The organism is Beggiatoa alba B18LD (genome assembly GCF_000245015.1).
Lineage (GTDB): Bacteria > Pseudomonadota > Gammaproteobacteria > Beggiatoales > Beggiatoaceae > Beggiatoa > Beggiatoa alba.
Map to the genome: position 1 here is coordinate 3,763,563 of NZ_JH600070.1, position 18,518 is coordinate 3,782,080.

At 40.1% G+C, this 18,518-nt stretch carries 16 protein-coding genes; 2 read left to right on the forward strand and 14 right to left on the reverse strand.

Annotated features, from left to right (window positions below; all coding sequences use genetic code 11):
- The first annotated feature begins 270 nt into the window (after positions 1–270).
- Complete coding sequence (locus BEGALDRAFT_RS15465; RefSeq protein WP_002691589.1) at positions 271–693, forward strand: gamma-glutamylcyclotransferase family protein; 423 nt, start codon at positions 271–273, stop codon at positions 691–693.
- A 450-nt stretch (positions 694–1,143) separates the two neighbouring features.
- On the opposite strand, the gene BEGALDRAFT_RS15470 is transcribed toward BEGALDRAFT_RS15465, so the two are convergent.
- On the reverse strand, positions 1,144–4,032 hold the full coding sequence (locus BEGALDRAFT_RS15470; protein ID WP_002691591.1) for a two-partner secretion domain-containing protein: 2,889 nt from the start codon (positions 4,030–4,032) through the stop codon (positions 1,144–1,146).
- Between the two features lie 375 nt (positions 4,033–4,407).
- Between BEGALDRAFT_RS15470 and BEGALDRAFT_RS15475 the strand changes: the two genes are divergently transcribed.
- Positions 4,408–6,447: a sigma-54-dependent Fis family transcriptional regulator gene (locus BEGALDRAFT_RS15475; protein WP_002691594.1), complete on the forward strand. Its 2,040-nt coding sequence runs from the start codon at positions 4,408–4,410 to the stop codon at positions 6,445–6,447.
- Positions 6,448–6,516: 69 nt separating this feature from the next.
- Here the strand turns inward: BEGALDRAFT_RS15475 and BEGALDRAFT_RS15480 are convergent, their stop codons facing one another.
- The 13 genes from BEGALDRAFT_RS15480 to BEGALDRAFT_RS15540 form a co-directional block, all read right to left on the reverse strand.
- Positions 6,517–6,936, reverse strand: coding sequence for a F0F1 ATP synthase subunit epsilon (locus BEGALDRAFT_RS15480; protein ID WP_002691595.1), 420 nt, complete (start codon positions 6,934–6,936; stop codon positions 6,517–6,519).
- Between the two features lie 63 nt (positions 6,937–6,999).
- Positions 7,000–8,376 (reverse strand): F0F1 ATP synthase subunit beta, encoded by a 1,377-nt coding sequence (gene atpD / locus BEGALDRAFT_RS15485; RefSeq protein ID WP_002691597.1) that lies wholly within the window; start codon positions 8,374–8,376, stop codon positions 7,000–7,002.
- Positions 8,377–8,461: 85 nt separating this feature from the next.
- Entirely contained in the window at positions 8,462–9,325 is an 864-nt protein-coding gene (gene atpG, locus BEGALDRAFT_RS15490) for a F0F1 ATP synthase subunit gamma (protein WP_002691599.1), read from the reverse strand.
- A 77-nt stretch (positions 9,326–9,402) separates the two neighbouring features.
- Positions 9,403–10,944: a F0F1 ATP synthase subunit alpha gene (atpA, locus tag BEGALDRAFT_RS15495; protein WP_040295002.1), complete on the reverse strand. Its 1,542-nt coding sequence runs from the start codon at positions 10,942–10,944 to the stop codon at positions 9,403–9,405.
- Between the two features lie 24 nt (positions 10,945–10,968).
- Positions 10,969–11,505 carry a F0F1 ATP synthase subunit delta gene (locus tag BEGALDRAFT_RS15500; protein ID WP_002691603.1) on the reverse strand — a complete coding sequence of 179 codons (537 nt, stop codon included), beginning with the start codon at positions 11,503–11,505 and terminating at the stop codon, positions 10,969–10,971.
- Positions 11,506–11,515: 10 nt separating this feature from the next.
- A complete protein-coding gene (locus BEGALDRAFT_RS15505) occupies positions 11,516–11,986 on the reverse strand; it encodes a F0F1 ATP synthase subunit B (protein ID WP_002691605.1) in 471 nt (156 codons plus the stop codon).
- A 44-nt stretch (positions 11,987–12,030) separates the two neighbouring features.
- Positions 12,031–12,324 carry a F0F1 ATP synthase subunit C gene (gene atpE / locus BEGALDRAFT_RS15510; protein WP_002691607.1) on the reverse strand — a complete coding sequence of 98 codons (294 nt, stop codon included), beginning with the start codon at positions 12,322–12,324 and terminating at the stop codon, positions 12,031–12,033.
- Between the two features lie 124 nt (positions 12,325–12,448).
- Positions 12,449–13,258 (reverse strand): F0F1 ATP synthase subunit A, encoded by an 810-nt coding sequence (gene atpB, locus BEGALDRAFT_RS15515; RefSeq protein WP_002691609.1) that lies wholly within the window; start codon positions 13,256–13,258, stop codon positions 12,449–12,451.
- 27 nt (positions 13,259–13,285) lie between these two features.
- Positions 13,286–13,693: an ATP synthase subunit I gene (locus BEGALDRAFT_RS15520; RefSeq protein WP_002691611.1), complete on the reverse strand. Its 408-nt coding sequence runs from the start codon at positions 13,691–13,693 to the stop codon at positions 13,286–13,288.
- Between the two features lie 413 nt (positions 13,694–14,106).
- Positions 14,107–14,910, reverse strand: a complete 804-nt coding sequence (locus BEGALDRAFT_RS15525; protein ID WP_002691613.1) for an alpha/beta fold hydrolase — start codon at positions 14,908–14,910, stop codon at positions 14,107–14,109.
- A 10-nt stretch (positions 14,911–14,920) separates the two neighbouring features.
- Positions 14,921–16,216, reverse strand: coding sequence for an O-acetylhomoserine aminocarboxypropyltransferase (locus BEGALDRAFT_RS15530; protein WP_002691615.1), 1,296 nt, complete (start codon positions 16,214–16,216; stop codon positions 14,921–14,923).
- A gap of 50 nt (positions 16,217–16,266) precedes the next feature.
- Positions 16,267–17,319, reverse strand: coding sequence for an ABC transporter permease (locus BEGALDRAFT_RS15535; RefSeq protein ID WP_002691617.1), 1,053 nt, complete (start codon positions 17,317–17,319; stop codon positions 16,267–16,269).
- Positions 17,316–18,371 (reverse strand): ABC transporter permease subunit, encoded by a 1,056-nt coding sequence (locus tag BEGALDRAFT_RS15540; RefSeq protein WP_002691619.1) that lies wholly within the window; start codon positions 18,369–18,371, stop codon positions 17,316–17,318. Before BEGALDRAFT_RS15540 ends, BEGALDRAFT_RS15535 begins: the two co-directional genes overlap by 4 nt.
- Positions 18,372–18,518: the final 147 nt, after the last annotated feature.

The following is an 18,518-nucleotide window of genomic DNA, read 5'->3' on the forward strand; positions in this document are numbered from 1 at the left end:
CCGTACTCGCGTTATTTTAAAAAAAATCGTCGAACTGAGGAGGGAGATTATGTGAATTATGGTTCAGACAATTAAGCAATGTTTTAATTCTGTTTGGTCATTTTTCATCTTTTTATAGTGCGTTCGCTATATTCTATAAAAAACTTGATTCATGGTGATTATTTTTCTATAAAACTATCATAGACTGCTGGTTTATGTTGCACTCGCACATATTCCCGACATCAACCATACATATCACTATCATCAAACTTGAATTTGCTGCTCTCGCCTATGAAACCGCAGGAATACCTTTTTGTTTATGGCACGCTCCTCAAAAACATGCAACATGCTATGCATCAACCGATTACCCGTTATGCAGAATTTATTGATACAGCACACTTTCAAGGCAAGCTCTACGAAGTTAATGGCTATCCCTGTGCTATTTATTCCCCGCTGACTTCCGAGCATGTTTTTGGCGAACTTTACTGTTTACATCAAGCTGAAGAGCTTTTCCTACTTTTAGATGATTATGAAGGCTGCAGCCAACGTTTTCCCACTCCTACAGAATACATCCGCCAAAAAATGCCTGTTTTCTCCACGACAGGACAAGGTGTTCTTGCATGGATATATCTCTATAATTGGAAAATTCATGGCTTACAACGCATTTATTCAGGTAACTATCTCCACTTTACCCATCAACAGATTGCGGTTTAATTATAGTAAACGTACCATAAAGTGATTTAAATTTAGGACTGTCGATCCTCCGCATCGTTTTATAGTGCGTTAGCTATATCTATTAACCTGAGTTCGGCGAGTTTTATAAAATAAAACAGAGACCTGCTAGGTTTTCAAAACCTAGCAGGTCTATTGGAACACGCGAAAAGGTTTGACGGACTGGCAGAGATTATTCTCTTGTTTTTCATCAAAATTCACCAGACAAGATTACAACATTGTCTGAATCAGGATTTTCAGAATTAACAGAATTAGCGGAATTTAAAACCCTTAAACCAAAAAGTAAGATGAATCATGCTTTTTAATTCTGCTAATTCTGAAAATTTTGTGAATTCTGATTCAGACAAGCCGTTGTTTCTTTAACAGAAACTCGCCGAACTCAGGTTATTAGCTCGCAGTATTGGGGTTAACGAGTAAAACCTGCTACATTTTTTAGGCTAGCCGTTTTTTACATTGGACTTGTACAAATAACTGTCCATTTAAATCAGGGAGTTTATCTGTTTTTTGTACGGTTTGAAGACTGATATGGTTGGGGGTGTATGTGTTAATGCTGCGTAAGTCCTGCGGTGTTTTTCCAACGGTTTTTAAACTACGTACCACAAAACGACTTTCTAATAACCCATTTTGTAAGCCACATTTACTTTGTAGTTGTGTGGTTGCGTTAAAAAAACCACTGGGTAAGCTGATGACATTGCCACTGATGTCGACAATGGGAGAGGTAATCACGATATTTCCTGAAATTCCTGTTTGTGAACTGGCATCGATTTGTGTTTCTCGGGTGGTAGAGGCAAGCAATTGTTCTGTTTCAAGGGTAATATTACCGCCATTACCATCCATCGCTTGTGCAACAATCTGTCCTTTATCCACAATCACAAATTGTGGTGCGCTGATTGTAATGTTACCGCTGTTTCCTGTGCCACCACGCACACTAGTTGTGATATTTCCCCCATTACGTAAATAAATTTGTTGAGAAATATTCAAATTAATATTACCTCCCGCAGCATTTTGTGTGGAAGCATTAATACTCCCGCCCTCTTCTAAATCCAGCGTTTGAGTAGTTATCACAATTTCTCCTGCATTCCCTGCTGTTTCATCATGACTTTCAGAACTTGCATAAATGCCTGCATGATTCATTTTATCTTCTAAAATTGTCGTTCCGCTGATTTTAATATGTTCTGCTTGGATTTCGATAAAATTACCTGAACCTGAGGTTGTCGTTGAACCACTGATGAGTGCACCGTCGACAATTAAATTTTTTGCAGACAAGTGAATTTCTCCTGCTTGTCCACCATTTGTTCCTTCTATGTTATAGCTAGTTGCTTGAATCGCGGTGGGTAATGCAAATTCATGTTGTAATTCTCCGCCCAGCATTTCTAAGGTATCGGCTACGTTGATAAAAATTGCGCCACCATTGCCTGTGCCTTCCGTGGGGCTGGAAATGGTCGCTCCATTGTGCATGTATAAGTTGTCAGCCGTGATACCAATCTTTCCCGCATTACCTGTTCCTAATGTGGTGGTTGTAATAAAACCACTATTCATATCAATTGTTTTAGCACTGATAAGAATTTCACCTGCTTCCCCGCTATTGCTTAAAGTTTGATTACTGGAAGAGGCAAGAATACCGCTGGTTGTGGTTGGAATGCGGGATAAATCTTCATTTGCTCCTTCTTTATCCATACCGTCTTTTTGCGTTGTGACACTATCGTCAATGGGCGTAACCATGCCAACGTTATCATTGGCTTTGTCTTCTTTAACAACATTAATCAAATTTTTTGGATCACTCAAAGGATTACCAATATTGGCATTACCTAAAATCAATGTATCTTTAATTGTTAATAGAATTGTGCCTCCATTACCACCGCCAAAGGTACTACTGCTAATTTGTCCGCCATCTAGCAGGCGTAAATTGTCCGCTTGAATTGCCACAATTCCTGCATCCCCCCCTGTTTCAGAGCTATCGACAGAGTTGACAAATAAGCCACTGTAAGGATTAGTAATGTCTTGTTCTTCGGTTTGCGCACTGCCGCGAATTTCTACATCATTGGCTTTGATAAAGATTCCCCCTGCATTGCCACTTCCCTCAGAAGAACTATCTAGTTTTCCACCATCATGCAACAAGAGTACAGGGGTTTCTATATAAATAACACCAGCTTGCCCTGCATTCTCTGCCGTGCTTAAGCTATTTGCAGCAATTTGGCTGGTCATTACACCAGTATCGGCTAATAAATCTTTTTCTGTTTTTCCGCCAATATCGACTTGTTCACTGGCAAAAATATAAACATCGCCACCTTTACCAGTACCATTTGTTAAAGTCGCGATTAAACTATTTTCTAGTTTTAATGAGTTGATTTGCATTAAAATATTGCCACTATCATCATTATTAATAATATTGACATCTGTATTTTCTACAGATAAATCAAGTACACCACCGCTCATTAAAACGCTGTCTTTAACGATAAATTGCCCACCATAGATATATAAATCCCCTGCTTTTTGGGTATTAATGTTAATTTCAGAATCTTGTATCGATGCGGAGATTTTCGCACCAGACACAAGCAGATAACTATGGTCAAGTGAGATATTGCCACGTTGAAGACTGGATAAGTTTGCTAAATCTTCTAATTTATCAAAGTTTACTTGTGCCGCACTTGCAAGACTTATTAATGCAATCCGTTTTGAAACTGCCCATAAAAAACTATCATCAATTTGAATATTTCCCCCTATCAAGGAAATATCATTATCGTAAGCAATAAAAAAGGTATCATTTAAACGAATATCGGCGGGTGTTTCGGTTAAAAAACCGTAAGCACTAGGTGGTGCACTGGTTAAAACGCTTTGTTCTGGATAACGGGCATTAAATTCCCCGTCTGTTCCTAGATATAAAGTGTCCGCTGTAGAAGCATGAAAGGAGCTAAACACTTCTACGCTAGAACCTTCACCAAAAATTATTCCTTGGGGATTAATAAAGAATAAGTCCCCGCCAACCAGATTAGAACTAATTGTCCCGTTAATAAAAGAAGGTTTTCCACCCGTTACGCGGCTGATAATATTCGTCACGCTATCAGGTTTTGTTAGGAAGTAAGCCATATCTCCTGACTGTAAATTAAACTCACTGAAGCTATAAAATAAGTTTGTCCCGTACTGTTTCCCCATCTCTTGCTGAATCAGAATTGCACTAACATCACCATGTTCAGGAGTATTAAATATGGAACTGTTTAACCGCGTTGTATCCGTGCCTAAGGTATTATCAAGAATGATATCGGCTTGTAATAATGGGCTAAATAAAAATCCAATTAGCATGAGAATACGGTAATTTTGCATAACAATTGCTCCTTAAACGTACCGTAGATAAGCAAAGATGATTATTGAAAATATTTCATCTATTGTCCCTTGGAAGAAGGGTAAAAAATAGCTTTTCTTCTTAAAAAGAAAATAATCTTAAAAATTAAAGTATAAATGAATATTTCCATCGGTCTTTAGGGAAAAAAAACGAATTTTTATGGGACTTAAACGTACTTATATAAAAACTATACTACTGAAATATATAATTATTATTTTTTAAAAGTTCGGAATAGCACTAGCATTTTTATTAGCCCTATGCCACACTATAATTTAAGTGTTATGTTTTTGTAACACGAAAAAAACAATTATAATGATCGGTTTTTTCATAGACCAAATATCAGGGGATGTCAGGATATGATATTTGACGCAACAACACATCATCACGCCCAAAAAATCTATTCTCATGTAGATAAAAAAGGGCTTGCCGAAAAATTAGAAGCGCAAATTGCGCGTTCTTGGGAAAGATGCTTGCAAAGCTACCGCATCGATCCCGAAGCACCACGTAAACCGCTGATTATTGAACATGCGGAACTAACCGATCATCGTGAACGTATTGATGAATTGTTAGGCGACTTCGCCAAAGAAGAAATGGCTCAGTTATATCAACGCATTCTTGGTTCAGGATATTCTGTTATTCTAACCAATAGCGACGGTATTATTGTCAGTTATGTCGGTGATCCAACACTCACAGAATATTTCAACCGCTCAGGCTTACTACCAGGTGCAATTTGGACAGAAGAAAAAGAAGGTACTAATGGCATTGGTACTTGTCTTTATGAAAAATCCCCTGTTATTGTTTGTCGTGAAGAGCATTTCCGTACCTCACACACAATTCTTACCTGTTCTGCCGCGCCTGTTTTTGATGCTCAAGGCGAATTACTGGCTGTCTTGGATGTATCCTCAACCAGCGCACAAGACTCCCGTGAAAGTCATCGTCATACAGCCGCTTTAGTTAATATTTCTGCCCGTCAAATCGAAAACTTTGGATTTATGCGTCAATGCCAATCCCATTGGGTTTTACGATTTCATCCAAAGCCTTACTATATTGGTCACTTTACCGAAGGACTGCTGGCTGTTGACGAAACAGGACTTATCATTGCAGCTAATCAAAACGCGCTACATCATTTTAATAAGACCCGTGGGGAAATCGTTGGCAAAAATATCAGTGACTTATTAACGACCAATTTAACCCTTTTGACATCTTATACAAACCGTCAACCAAATGGGTTACAGATTGTCTATGACGTGCAACATGGGCATCCGTTCCATACGCAACTCCAATTTCCTCAACGTCGTAGCAGTAGCATACCCAATGCCAATATCCAGCGAATATCCTCAACACAGATGCCATTCTGTATGAGTTTAGAGGCGTTGGCAGGTAAAGACCCCATAATGACATTTAATGTACGTCATGCACAAAAAGTCATGAATAAAAGTATTCCCATTTTATTGCAGGGAGAAACGGGAACGGGAAAAGAAGCACTTGCAAAGGCAATCCATGAGGCTAGCCAACGCAAGCATAAGCCATTTGTCGCACTTAATTGTGCAGCCATTCCTGAAGCTTTAATTGAAAGTGAACTGTTTGGTTACAAACATGGCGCGTTTACAGGAGCGCGGCGTGAAGGGATGCGGGGGAAAATTTTACAATCTCACGGTGGGACTCTGTTTTTAGACGAAATTGGCGATATGCCATTAACATTGCAAACTCGTTTATTACGTGTCTTGGAGGAAAAGGCGGTTGTGCCATTAGGCAGTGAAATGCCCGTTGCTGTTGAACTGACGGTTATCAGTGCAACACATCATCAACTTCCCAAATTGATTGCTGAAGGGAAATTTCGTGAAGATTTATATTATCGTTTAAATGGGATTACCTTAACCCTTCCGCCATTACGTGAGCGAAATGATATTGATACCCTCATTCGTTGTGCATTAGCGGCTGAAAATTTTGATAATGAATCGATTGAAATTGAAGCAGAAGCATTTAATCTACTTGTAGCCTATCAGTGGCCGGGAAATATTCGTCAGTTGCGCAATGTCATTCGAACTGCATTAGCATTACGAACAGGTAATTTAGTCACTCGTCATGAATTACCAACAGATATTACCTACCGAACGGCTGTGACATTACCTGATAGAACATTAGTGCAATTGGATAACGCTAACATAGCCACGACAACGGCGACTATTCCACATATTACTGTGCCACCAGTCATGCACGCACAACCAACAATTACCGATATGCCTGATTTAGATGCAGCAGAAAAAAATGTGATTTTGCAGGCATTAGAACATCACCGTTGGAATATTACCAATACGGCGGTGAGCTTAAAAATGAGTCGCAATACACTGTATCGGAAGATGAAAAAACACGCAATTGCACTGTCAAATGCATAACAGCATCGTTTAAGGACATAAAAAACCCCTTTCCTCATCAAGAAGAAAGGGGTTTTCATGATAACAAGACTACCGTTTGCTACGTAAACGACGAATCGCTTGCAACTGTGCCATCGCTTCGCTTAACTCTGCTTGTGCACGAGAGTAATCAACATCAGATTTCTTGTCAGCCAACAGCTTTTCAGCCCGTTGTTTTGCTTCTAAAGCGGCTGCCTCATCCAAATCTTTTGCCCGTAAAGCAGTATCTGCTAATACCGTGACTAAATGAGGCTGAACTTCCAGCATACCACCTGACACATAGAAGCCTTCTTCTGTGCCATCTTCTTTTTTGATCCGCACTTCACCGGCCCGTAACGGACTCAATAAAGGAGCATGACGAGGGGTAATACCCACATCGCCCATAATGGCGGGGGCAATTACCATTGTAGCCAGCCCTGAATATAAATCGGACTCAGCACTTACTACATTGATATGAATAGTCATTGTCATTTTAAGCTCCCTAGCTATGAGAGGACGGTTACTGACAGCAAACTATCAATAACCGTACACTACTTATAGTTTTTTAGCTTTTTCAACAGCTTCGTCAATAGAACCTACCATGTAGAATGCTTGTTCTGGTAAGTGATCATATTCGCCACTGACGATTGCTTTAAAACCGCTGATGGTATCTTTTAAGGAGACGTATTTACCAGGGCTACCCGTAAAGACTTCAGCCACGAAGAAGGGTTGAGATAAGAAACGTTGAATTTTACGTGCACGGGCAACGGTTAATTTATCTTCTTCAGATAGCTCATCCATCCCTAAAATTGCAATGATGTCTTTCAACTCTTTATAACGTTGTAAAGTCCCTTGCACTGCACGTGCTGTTTCATAATGCTCTTGACCAACAACTAAAGGATCTAACTGACGGCTGGTAGAATCTAAGGGGTCAACCGCAGGATAAATCCCTAATTCAGCAATTTGACGTGATAACACGACGGTTGCGTCTAAGTGCGCGAAGGTTGTTGCAGGTGATGGGTCAGTTAAGTCGTCAGCAGGCACATATACCGCTTGAATAGAGGTAATAGAACCTGTTTTAGTAGAGGTAATCCGCTCTTGTAACGCGCCCATTTCTTCTGCGAGGGTTGGTTGATAACCTACTGCGGAAGGCATACGACCTAATAATGCAGAGACTTCTGTTCCTGCGAGGGTGTAACGATAAATGTTATCGATGAATAACAACACGTCACGCCCTTCATCACGGAAAAATTCCGCCATGGTTAAGCCTGATAAGGCAACCCGTAAGCGGTTTCCTGGGGGTTCATTCATTTGACCATAAACGAGAGAGACTTTATCTAACACGCCGCCTTCGCTCATTTCATGGTAGAAGTCGTTCCCTTCACGAGTCCGCTCACCAACCCCTGCGAACACGGAATAACCGCTATGCTCAATAGCGATGTTACGGATTAATTCCATCATGTTCACAGTTTTACCAACCCCAGCACCGCCGAACAGACCAACTTTACCCCCTTTTGCGAAGGGGCAAACTAAGTCAATCACTTTAATCCCTGTTTCTAATAGTTCGGTACTAGCAGATAAGTCTTCATAACGCGGGGCTTTACGATGAATACCCCAACGTTGTTCTTCCCCAATAGGCCCTTTTTCATCAATGGGAGTCCCTAAGACATCCATAATGCGACCTAAGGTTTTTTGACCAACAGGCACGCTAATTGGTGCACCTGTGTTTTTGACGGTTAATTCACGGCACATCCCGTCGGTTGTACCCATGGCAATAGTCCGAACTACGCCATCGCCTAATTGTTGTTGAACTTCTAATGTTAAATTAGCGTCTTCCACCAATAAGGCATCATAGACTTTGGGAACGGAGTCGCTAGGAAACTCGACATCGATCACCGCGCCAATGATTTGCACTATTTTGCCTGAACTCATTTGTTTAAGTTCCTCTATATATCTTTAAAATTGCGAGTATTCTATACGCAGCTTTCAGTAAGCCATAATGACTTACCATAACTGGCTAAACCGCAGCGGCACCTGCCACAATTTCGGAAATTTCTTGGGTAATGGCGGCTTGACGGGCTTTGTTGTAAACCAGTTGGAGTTCGTTAATTAAGTTACCCGCGTTATCGGACGCGCTCTTCATCGCAACCATCCGTGCTGCTTGTTCACATGCGATGTTTTCTACCACACCTTGATAAACGAGCGATTCGATATAACGCATTAACAGTGCGTCCACAACTTCGGGCGCGCTAGGCTCATATAGATAATCCCAACTATACCGTTCTAACTTATCCCCTTCTCCTGCATGGATTGGCAACAATTGTTGCACTTGAGGGGCTTGAGTCATGGTATTTACAAAACGGTTATAGATGACATAGAGACGATCTATTGTGCCACTGTTATAGGCATCCAACATGACTTTTACTAAGCCAATTAAATCTTCCAGAGAGGGGGTATCCCCTAAATGGGTTGCTTGTGCAACGATATTGCTACCAATCCGTTTAAAAAAGCCACTCCCTTTATTGCCGATAGGACATACATCAATTTCTACGCCTTCAGCTTGCCATTTTTTCAGGGCGGATAAAGTTGCTTTAAATAAATTGGTATTTAAACCACCGCACAATCCTCTATCAGAGGACACAACCACCACACCAATACGCTTCGCAGGACGCTCAACCATAAAAGGATGCTTATAGTCAGGATGTGCTTGCGCTAAGTGCCCAATCACAGAACGAATTTTTTCTGTGTAAGGACGAGATTTACGCATTCTATCCTGTGCTTTACGCATCTTACTGGCAGCAACCATTTCCATTGCGCGGGTAATTTTTTGCGTATTTTTAATACTCTTAATCTTATTGCGTATCTCTTTGCTACCTGCCATAACGAAGACTCTTGGTAAAAGGTAGATGATGTACAGCAAAATAAGGGCGAGATGAAACTATCGCCCCTATTACTGTATTACCACGTATGATTAGCCTTGAAGTCTTGTAAAGCGGCTTTGAAACTCGTGGCAGTGCTGTCGGTGTAATCACCCGTTGCATTAATATCAGCTAATAATTTAGCATGATTATTTTTCATATAGATATGCAAGGATTTTTCAAAATCGACCACTTTCTTCACGGGCACATCATCTAAGTAGCCTTCATTCGCGGCATACAAAGAAATCGCCATTTCCGCAACACTCAAGGGAGAGTATTGTTTTTGCTTCATTAATTCTGTGACACGTTGACCACGTTCAATTTGCTTACGAGTACTGTCATCTAAGTCGGAAGCGAATTGTGCGAAGGCGGCTAACTCACGGAATTGTGCGAGGCTTAAACGAACCCCACCACCTAATTTCTTAATAATCTTGGTTTGTGCAGCACCACCGACGCGGGACACAGACAAACCAGCGTTAATTGCAGGACGAATACCAGAGTTAAATAAATCTGTCTCTAAGTAAATTTGTCCGTCAGTAATAGAAATAACGTTGGTAGGAACGAAGGCAGATACGTCACCAGCTTGGGTTTCAATGATAGGTAAAGCCGTTAAAGAACCTGTTTTGCCTTTCACTTCACCATTGGTGATTTTTTCAACATAATCTGCGTTTAAGCGTGCTGCACGTTCAAGCAAACGAGAGTGCAAGTAGAATACATCACCAGGATAGGCTTCACGTCCTGGAGGACGACGTAATAACAGAGAAACTTGACGATATGCCCAAGCTTGTTTGGTTAAGTCGTCATAAACAATTAGTGCATCTTCACCACGATCGCGGAAGTATTCACCCATTGCACAACCAGCATAAGGGGCAATGAACTGTAATGCAGCGGGATCAGAGGCAGAAGCAGCAACAACGATGGTGTGTTCTAATGCGCCATGCTCTTCTAACTTACGGACAACGTTGGCAATAGAAGAGGCTTTTTGTCCAATTGCGACATAAACGCACTTAATGCCAGTGCCTTTTTGGTTGATGATGGCATCAACCGCAACAGCTGTTTTACCAGTTTGACGGTCACCAATGATTAACTCACGTTGTCCACGTCCAACAGGCACCATCGCGTCAATTGCTTTTAACCCTGTTTGTACAGGTTGGCTAACAGATTGACGGCTAATAACACCAGGGGCAATACGCTCAATCGGAGAGCTTAATGTGGCATTAATAGGCCCTTTACCATCTAAAGGTTGACCTAAAGAGTTGACAACCCGACCTAATAACTCAGGACCAACAGGAACTTCTAACACGCGACCAGTACATTTTACGGTGTCACCTTCGGACAAATGTTCATAAGCCCCTAACACCACTGCACCAACGGAATCACGCTCAAGGTTCAATGCCATCCCGTAAGAACCACCGGGAAACTCTAACATTTCACCATACACAGCATTTGCAAGACCGTGAATACGCACGATCCCGTCGGTAATGCTGACGATAGTACCTTCACTACGACCTTCGGTTGCGAGGTTGTAGCTTTGAATTTTTTGTTTAATCAGATCACTGATTTCAGAGGGATTAAGCTGCATCTTCTGCATGTGTTCTTTCTCGCTTTAACGACGCAATTCAGTGGCTAATTGTTGCAGACGACCCTTAATAGAGGCATCGATAACTTGATCACCCACACGCACTAACCATCCCCCCATTAAGGATTCATCAGTTTTTACGCTGATATTCACTGTTTTGCCTAACCGTTTTTGTAAGGTTGCAGACAGTTCTTGTTCTTGGGGTTCGGTAACGGGGAAAGCGGAGGTTAACTCCACCGTTTCATAACCTTGTTGTTGGGCTTTGAGCATTTCATACTCTTGTGCAATATAAGGCACAATAGACAAGCGGTTGTTGTCGATCAAAACTTTAACTAAGTTTTGAGCTTCACTTCCAATCTTGTCTGCACAAATATCCAACAACAAGTTTGTTAAAACGGACTTTTCGATGCGTGGGTTGGCAATGACCACTGCAATTGCAGAATCCTTAACTATCATAGTCAACAAGCGCAAATCGTCAGACCATTGGGTAAAATCACCTGACGCTTTGGCAAGACCAAGCACTGCTTCCGCGTAAGGACGTGCTAGAGTTGCAAATTCTGCCATAACTCACTGCCTATAGCTGTTTAATCATTTGAGCAATGAATTCGCTGTGATTTGCTGCATTGATTTCACGGGCTAAGACTTTTTCAGCACATGCAATGGACAAACTCACAACTTCTTCACGCAATTGTTCACGAGCACGACTTCTTTCTTGCTCAATTTCAGCCTGTGCGGCTTCAAGTTGACGCAGACCTTCTAAACGTGCCTTTTCCTTAGCCTCTTCAACAAGTAAATCAGCTTGTTTATTCGCATTAGCCACAATATCTGCTGCTTGTTGCTTCGCTTCGCGAAGACGTTCTGCAGCACGTTGTGCAGCTAACTCTAATTCGTGTTTACCGCGTTCTGCGGAAGCCAGACCATCTGCTATTTGCGTATTTCTTTGCTCAAGCATTTGAAGCATGGGATTCCATAAATAACGCATCACGAACCAGACGAGTACGCCAAACGTGATTATCTGTCCAAAGAGGGTCGCTGTAATACTCATAAGGTTAAGCTCCCAACTTTTTAAGTGGTAAGGGGATTAGGGAATTAACCACCAATTGCAGCTTTTAAGGAAGCAGCAAACGGATTTGCGAAGGTGAAGAACATGGCGATACCTAAACCGATCATGGGGAATGCTTCCATCAAACCACCACTGAATAACATTTGACCGATTAATTGTGCTCTCATTTCGGGTTGGCGAGCGATACCTTCTAAGTATTTAGAACAAATAATTGCCCAACCGAATGCAGAAGCGAACACACCTGCAGCCAGAATAAAACCGACGACTAACACTGTGTTGGCATAAACAGAACCAATTTGAGCGATGATGTCAGCATTCATGTGAAATATCTCCTTAAAATAGTGAATGTTAAAGAAAAAATAGTTAAAAACTTAAGGGGTTACCATTTGTAAGTCATAACTGAATGTCTTACAAATGGATAAGACAACGGTACATCTCTATTGCTTAATGATCATCCAATGTTTGATGAGCAATACTTAAGTAAACGATAGTCAGCAACATGAAAATAAAGGCTTGTAGTGTGATAACAACGATGTGGAATATTGCCCATAAACCACCAGGTACCCATTGAATCCAGAAAGGTAACAGTGCGATTAATACGAAAATTAATTCGCCCGCAAACATGTTACCAAAGAGACGTAAGCCCATACTGACTGGTTTAGCCAATTCTTCAATGCAGGTCATTAAGATGTTAAACGGCATGAGGATAACTTTAACAACGGGATTATGAGCACTGAAGGGATGGAACAGAAACATTTTAGCGAAACCGATTGGCCCTTTTACCTTGAAATTAAAATACATAATTAAGGCAAAGATACTGAAGGACATCGCAAACGTGATGGATAAATCTGTTGTAGGTACGATTTTCATGTAGGGGATGCCTACAAAGGATGCAATCAAGGGCACTAAATCGACGGGGATTAAGTCCAATGTATTCATCATGAATATCCAGCAGAATATTGTGAATGCTAAAGGACCAATAAGAGGATTATAACTACTAAAGGATTCTTTGACTTGTGTATTAACAAACTCGACAACAACTTCTAAAAAGGATTGTAATTTAGAAGGTTTATCTAAACTTAAGCTATCTCCAACTTTTTTACCAACCAATCCTAACAGGAGAGCCATTGCAATAGCCCAGAATAAGCTATCGATATTAACTGTCCAAAATCCATCACCAACACTCAAGTTAGTTAAGTGGTGGGTAATATATTCAACGGGACTGCTAGGTCCACCATGACTTTCTGTACTCACACTGAATACTCCCTAAAAATTAAATTATTAAGAAATCGGTTTTGAGCGAACAAGATGTCCAAGGGCATAACCTGATTGTGCAACAGCAAACGTAATGAGCATAGGAATAGGTGGAAGATGTAACCATCCCATTCCCAAACCAAAAAAAATAACTGTTGCAACAAAGCGTTGAATTGCACCAACATAAAATGCGGCAATTTCTTTTCCAGGGGCTACTTTAGCAAGTTCTAGTGCTGTTTGTAGCCGACGCTGAGTTATCCATACATTGAACAATACGATAAAGCCACCATAAAGGGCAGCTTGCGCTTCTGCTTGTCCGAAGCCAAAATAAAAAACAAGTGTCATGCCTGCAATGAGCAGGGATTGAATACGCAAAATTTTCCGCACACCCGTATCGCTTAACGGTGGGTGTTCAGGGGACACTTGTTGATTCATTCAAATCTAATTCTGTTAGCAATATGGAGAGATTTTATGTTGACATAAAATCATTGATTGCCCCGATTTTTTTATTGATTTAGTTTTTAGGCATGTGTAAGGCAAGGCAGTATGATAAAGGGACATCTAAACAGGGTCAACTATGTTTTTATAGTTTTCTGGTTGTTTGATTTTTTAGCATAAAATCCAGAGATTATCGTTTGACCAAGTCTTTTTTATCCAAAATTATCAGTTATATTTTTTTCTACGCTTCTTTAATACTATTCCTACTAATAATCTCAGAATTTCGCATTAAGATGGCGTAGTTGCCTGCTCAAAAATCAGCTCAGTATTATAAGTAGATTTAATCCAATTGGAAATAGTTTAAATCATGTTTGTTATTTATCTTTTGTCTTTCACATGAATAAAGTTTTTTATGTACAGACTATCTTTGACATCATGGTCTGTAATGCAAGTAATACGGCTTCAGGTTGTTCACTCAACATAAAATGCCCACAATTATCTACTAACACAATTTGTGCTTGTGGAATGTACTTAGCGAGTGTTTGAGCTGCTTTAGGAGAGGTCATACTATCTTGTTTACCAACAATTAGCAGTGTTGGACAAGTAACACGTTGCGCTTGTTCCAGCCCCGTATGATAGTGGTGACAAGCAAGGAAATCTGTATGTAATACATGAGGACGTGCTCTTTCTAATAGACGCACAGTGCTACCAATAGACCACATTCCCGATATCGCATTACCCCCTAATTGTGAGCGACGACAATGTCCAAAGAGATTAATTAAGTCATAGGCATCATGTTGATTTTTCTCAGCCGCCTGTAATAGCGTATCACTAACAGGCATAGGGATAGCAGTCCCTAATAATGCTAGCGCGTCAACACGATTGGGATATCGTCCTGCAAGGTCTAGCGCAATCAGAGAGCCCATACTATGCCCAATAAAGGTTGCTTTTTTCAGTCCTAATTCATCTAAACAAGTTATTAACCAATCTGCTTGTGCTTCAATACAGGTTAACGCTTGTCCTTCAGACCGTCCATGTGCAGGTAAATCTATTGCTAACGCATTATAGCCATGACGAGTGAAATAACGACGGGGTAATGTCCAAATACTATGATCCATCGCGGCACCATGGATAAAAATAATGGTGTGGGCATGGGGATTAATGCTTGATTGTATTGCAATAAATGTAGGCTGACCATTAATAATACATTCCATCACCTATTTCCTAAGTTTTTTGTGAAACGTATAAAGCGCGTTGTAAATCTTCTAGTAAATCATCAATATCTTCTAATCCAACAGAGAGACGGATTAAGCCTTCAGAAATACCCGACCGTTGTAATGCCTGCGCGTCCATTCGATGATGAGTTGTACTTGCTGGATGAATAACCAATGATTTTGCATCACCAACATTCGCAAGATGGGAAAATATTTGTAATGATTCAATAAAGCGTTGTCCTGCAACTCTTCCCCCTTTTAATTCAAAACTAAAGACTGCACCACAACCTTTAGGCAGCAGTTTTTTGGCAAGTTTGTAATCAGGATGATGTGACAACTCAGGATAATTGACAGTGGTTACTGCTGAGGATTGACATAAAAATTCAATTAACTTTCGTGTATTACTAATATGACGCTCCATCCGTAAAGACAGCGTTTCTATGCCTTGTAAAATATAAAAAGCACTGGTTGGACTCAAACACGCGCCAAAATCATGCAAGCCTTCTTTTCGTGCACGCTGAATAAACGCGCTCGTCGTAAATTCTTCTGTAAAAATTAAATCGTGAAATCCTGCATAAGGTTCAGAGAGTGTTGGGAACTTATCAGTAGCATCCCAGTTAAAAATACCACCATCTACTAAAACTCCACCAATCACAACCCCATGCCCACTTAAGAATTTTGTAGCAGAATGTGTAATTAAATCAGCCCCCCATTCTAATGGCTTGCATAAATAAGGGGTTGTAAAGGTTGCATCAATGAGTAGTGGAAGACCCGCTTGATGTGCAATATCCGCAATAACGGGTAAGTCTAACACCGCTAAATCAGGATTTCCTAAAACCTCGCCAAAGATTAAACGTGTATTAGGCTGAATTGCTTGACGAAAAGCATCAGGATCACGCGGATTAACAAACGTTGTTTGAATGCCAAATCTAGGTAGGGTATAGCTCAATAAATTATGAGAACCACCATAAAGAGATTGTGAAGCAACAATATGACTGCCAGCTCCCATCAAGGTACAAATCGCCAGATGCAATGCAGCTTGTCCGCTGGCTGTTGCTAAACCGCCCACCCCGCCCTCTAAGGCAGCCATGCGTTCTTCTAAAACCGCATTTGTGGGGTTAGATATACGCGAGTAAACATGTCCTGCCCGTTCAATATTGAATAAACCTGCTGCATGGTCTGTATCTTTAAAAACATAGGAAGCTGTTTGATAAATAGGGGTTGCTCGTGCGCCTGTACTTGGGTCTGGCACTTGTCCTGCGTGTAAACTCAACGTATCAAAACGGAGATAATGCGGTAGTGGCATAGTGAAATTGCTCAAGGTTTATACAAATACAGATTTTAATAATCAAATAACTATGATAATTGAATAGATTTAGCCGTCTTACGTGGGTTAAAGGCTTCACGTAACCCATCACCAATGAATGTTAGTAAAATCAACATACCCACTAAAATAATAAAGGTAAACAGCGATAGCCACCACGCCTCTATATTACTTTTTCCTTGCGCTAATAAACTGCCTAAACTGGGCTGATCGGGGGGGAGTCCTAGCCCTAAAAAATCTAAACTGGTTAACGCTAAAATTGCTTTGCTGATAAAAAAGGGAATATAAGTGAAAACAGGTGTTAATGCATTGGGTAATAAATGCCGCCAGATTATTTTGAAATGACTAACACCCAATGCTTGGGCTGCGTGAATATAAGTGAAGTTACGCCCTTTTAGAAATTCTGCACGCACATAGTCAGCTAAACTCATCCAGCTAAATAAGGATAACAAGAGGATAAGTAATAAAACGCTAGGGTAAAACAGGGAGGAAAAAATAATTAATACATAAAGTTCTGGAATACTTGCCCAGACTTCAATCAGACGTTGTGAGTATAAATCAACATTTCCCCCAAAATATCCCTGAATCGCCCCTGCAATCACCCCCACCACAACCGCAATAAAAGTTAAAGTGAGTCCAAATAGAACGGATAAACGAAAGCCATAAATGAGTTGTGCCAAAACATCGCGTCCTCGATCATCTGTGCCTAAAAGATGTAAATCAGACGGTGGCGCAGGATTAGGCATTGCATTAGTGTAATCTAATGTTTTAAATGAATAAGGATTTAATGGTGTGATTAGCCAATTTCCTGCATGTGTGAGTTGCTCACGAATAAATGTATCTGTGTAATCAGCCTCTGTCGCAAAGAATCCACCAAATGTCGTTTCTGGATAGGTTTGTAGAATCGGGAAATAATACGCGCCATTATAAAAGACGATTAACGGTTTTTCGTTACTAAAAAACTCAGCAAACAAGCTGATTGAAAACAATAAACTAAATATCCACAAACTATAATAACCACGTTTGTGTGTTTTAAAGCGTTGCCAAAAATATTGAAATGGAGAAAGCGGCGGAGCGACACTCATCGGTTAATAGACTCATATTGAATGCGAGGGTCTATAAGTACATAACTAATATCTGTCAATAATTTTGCTAACAAACTTAATAAGGTAAAAATATATAAAGTGCCTAATACAACAGGGTAATCACGTTGTTTAATAGAATCATAGGCTAATAAGCCTAAACCATCCAAAGAAAAAATTGTTTCAATCAATAAACTACCAGAAAAAAAAGCCGTTACAAAGGCGACAGGGAAACTTGTCACGATGGGAATAATCGCATTTCTAAGGACATGCTTATATAAAATAGTTTTAGGTTTTAATCCTTTAGCTAATGCAGTAATGACATACTGTTGCTGTATTTCTGCTAAAAAACTGTTTTTTGTTAATAATGTTGTTAATGCTAAGTTGGTGACTAATAATGCTGTAATAGGTAATACTAAATGCCAAAAATAATCTAGTACTTTGGCAACAGGTGATAAAGTCTCCCACTGATCAGAAACAAGACCATGTAAGGGAAAAACATCAAAAAAACTGCCACCGCCTAATAACACTAATAAAAAAACACCTAAGACAAAACTGGGTGTTGCATAACCAATTAATAAAATAGTGCTGCTCGCAACGTCAAAGGGAGAGCCATCATATAAGGCTTTACGAATACCTAACGGTATAGAGATGAGATAGGTTAGTAAAAACGTCCACAAGCCAATACTCATAGAAACAGGTAATTTACTAAAAATAAGGCTCATCACAGATTGATGATGAAAATAACTGTCTCCTAAATCGAAAAAAATATATTGTTGAATCATTAAGAAAAAACGTTCTGGTGCGGGCTTATCAAATCCATATAATTTATTTAATCCAGCCAGTTGCTGCTCATCCAATCCTGTCGCACCGCGATATAACCCTTCTACACCTGTGCTTGCTTCTCCCTGCCGATTTTGTCCTTTTAATTCATTAATCATTTTTTCAACAGGACCACCAGGAACAAATTGTGTAATCACAAAAGCAACAAGCATGACCCCAAATAATGTTGGAATCATCAATAATAACCGTTTGAAAATATAACGAATTAACATGCTACTTTTCACTGGTGGTTTAGGTAAATGTATTCATTTTACCAAAGTATGTTTATTTAGCGAGGAGTATAACTCGTTCCCTTTAATCAAACGTGGCTTTAAATTAATAACAATAATAATGAGATAGTCAGCTTAAACAACTAATCT

Bases quoted from the DNA above. Each gene is read 5' to 3' on its own strand.
- BEGALDRAFT_RS15465 (WP_002691589.1), top strand. From the start codon at position 271: ATGAAACCGCAGGAATACCTTTTTGTTTATGGCACGCTCCTCAAAAAC.
- BEGALDRAFT_RS15470 (WP_002691591.1), bottom strand. From the start codon at position 4,032: ATGCAAAATTACCGTATTCTCATGCTAATTGGATTTTTATTTAGCCCA.
- BEGALDRAFT_RS15475 (WP_002691594.1), top strand. From the start codon at position 4,408: ATGATATTTGACGCAACAACACATCATCACGCCCAAAAAATCTATTCT.
- BEGALDRAFT_RS15480 (WP_002691595.1), bottom strand. From the start codon at position 6,936: ATGACAATGACTATTCATATCAATGTAGTAAGTGCTGAGTCCGATTTA.
- atpD (WP_002691597.1), bottom strand. From the start codon at position 8,376: ATGAGTTCAGGCAAAATAGTGCAAATCATTGGCGCGGTGATCGATGTC.
- atpG (WP_002691599.1), bottom strand. From the start codon at position 9,325: ATGGCAGGTAGCAAAGAGATACGCAATAAGATTAAGAGTATTAAAAAT.
- atpA (WP_040295002.1), bottom strand. From the start codon at position 10,944: ATGCAGCTTAATCCCTCTGAAATCAGTGATCTGATTAAACAAAAAATT.
- BEGALDRAFT_RS15500 (WP_002691603.1), bottom strand. From the start codon at position 11,505: ATGGCAGAATTTGCAACTCTAGCACGTCCTTACGCGGAAGCAGTGCTT.
- BEGALDRAFT_RS15505 (WP_002691605.1), bottom strand. From the start codon at position 11,986: ATGAGTATTACAGCGACCCTCTTTGGACAGATAATCACGTTTGGCGTA.
- atpE (WP_002691607.1), bottom strand. From the start codon at position 12,324: ATGAATGCTGACATCATCGCTCAAATTGGTTCTGTTTATGCCAACACA.
- BEGALDRAFT_RS15520 (WP_002691611.1), bottom strand. From the start codon at position 13,693: ATGAATCAACAAGTGTCCCCTGAACACCCACCGTTAAGCGATACGGGT.
- BEGALDRAFT_RS15525 (WP_002691613.1), bottom strand. From the start codon at position 14,910: ATGGAATGTATTATTAATGGTCAGCCTACATTTATTGCAATACAATCA.
- BEGALDRAFT_RS15530 (WP_002691615.1), bottom strand. From the start codon at position 16,216: ATGCCACTACCGCATTATCTCCGTTTTGATACGTTGAGTTTACACGCA.
- BEGALDRAFT_RS15535 (WP_002691617.1), bottom strand. From the start codon at position 17,319: ATGAGTGTCGCTCCGCCGCTTTCTCCATTTCAATATTTTTGGCAACGC.
- BEGALDRAFT_RS15540 (WP_002691619.1), bottom strand. From the start codon at position 18,371: ATGTTAATTCGTTATATTTTCAAACGGTTATTATTGATGATTCCAACA.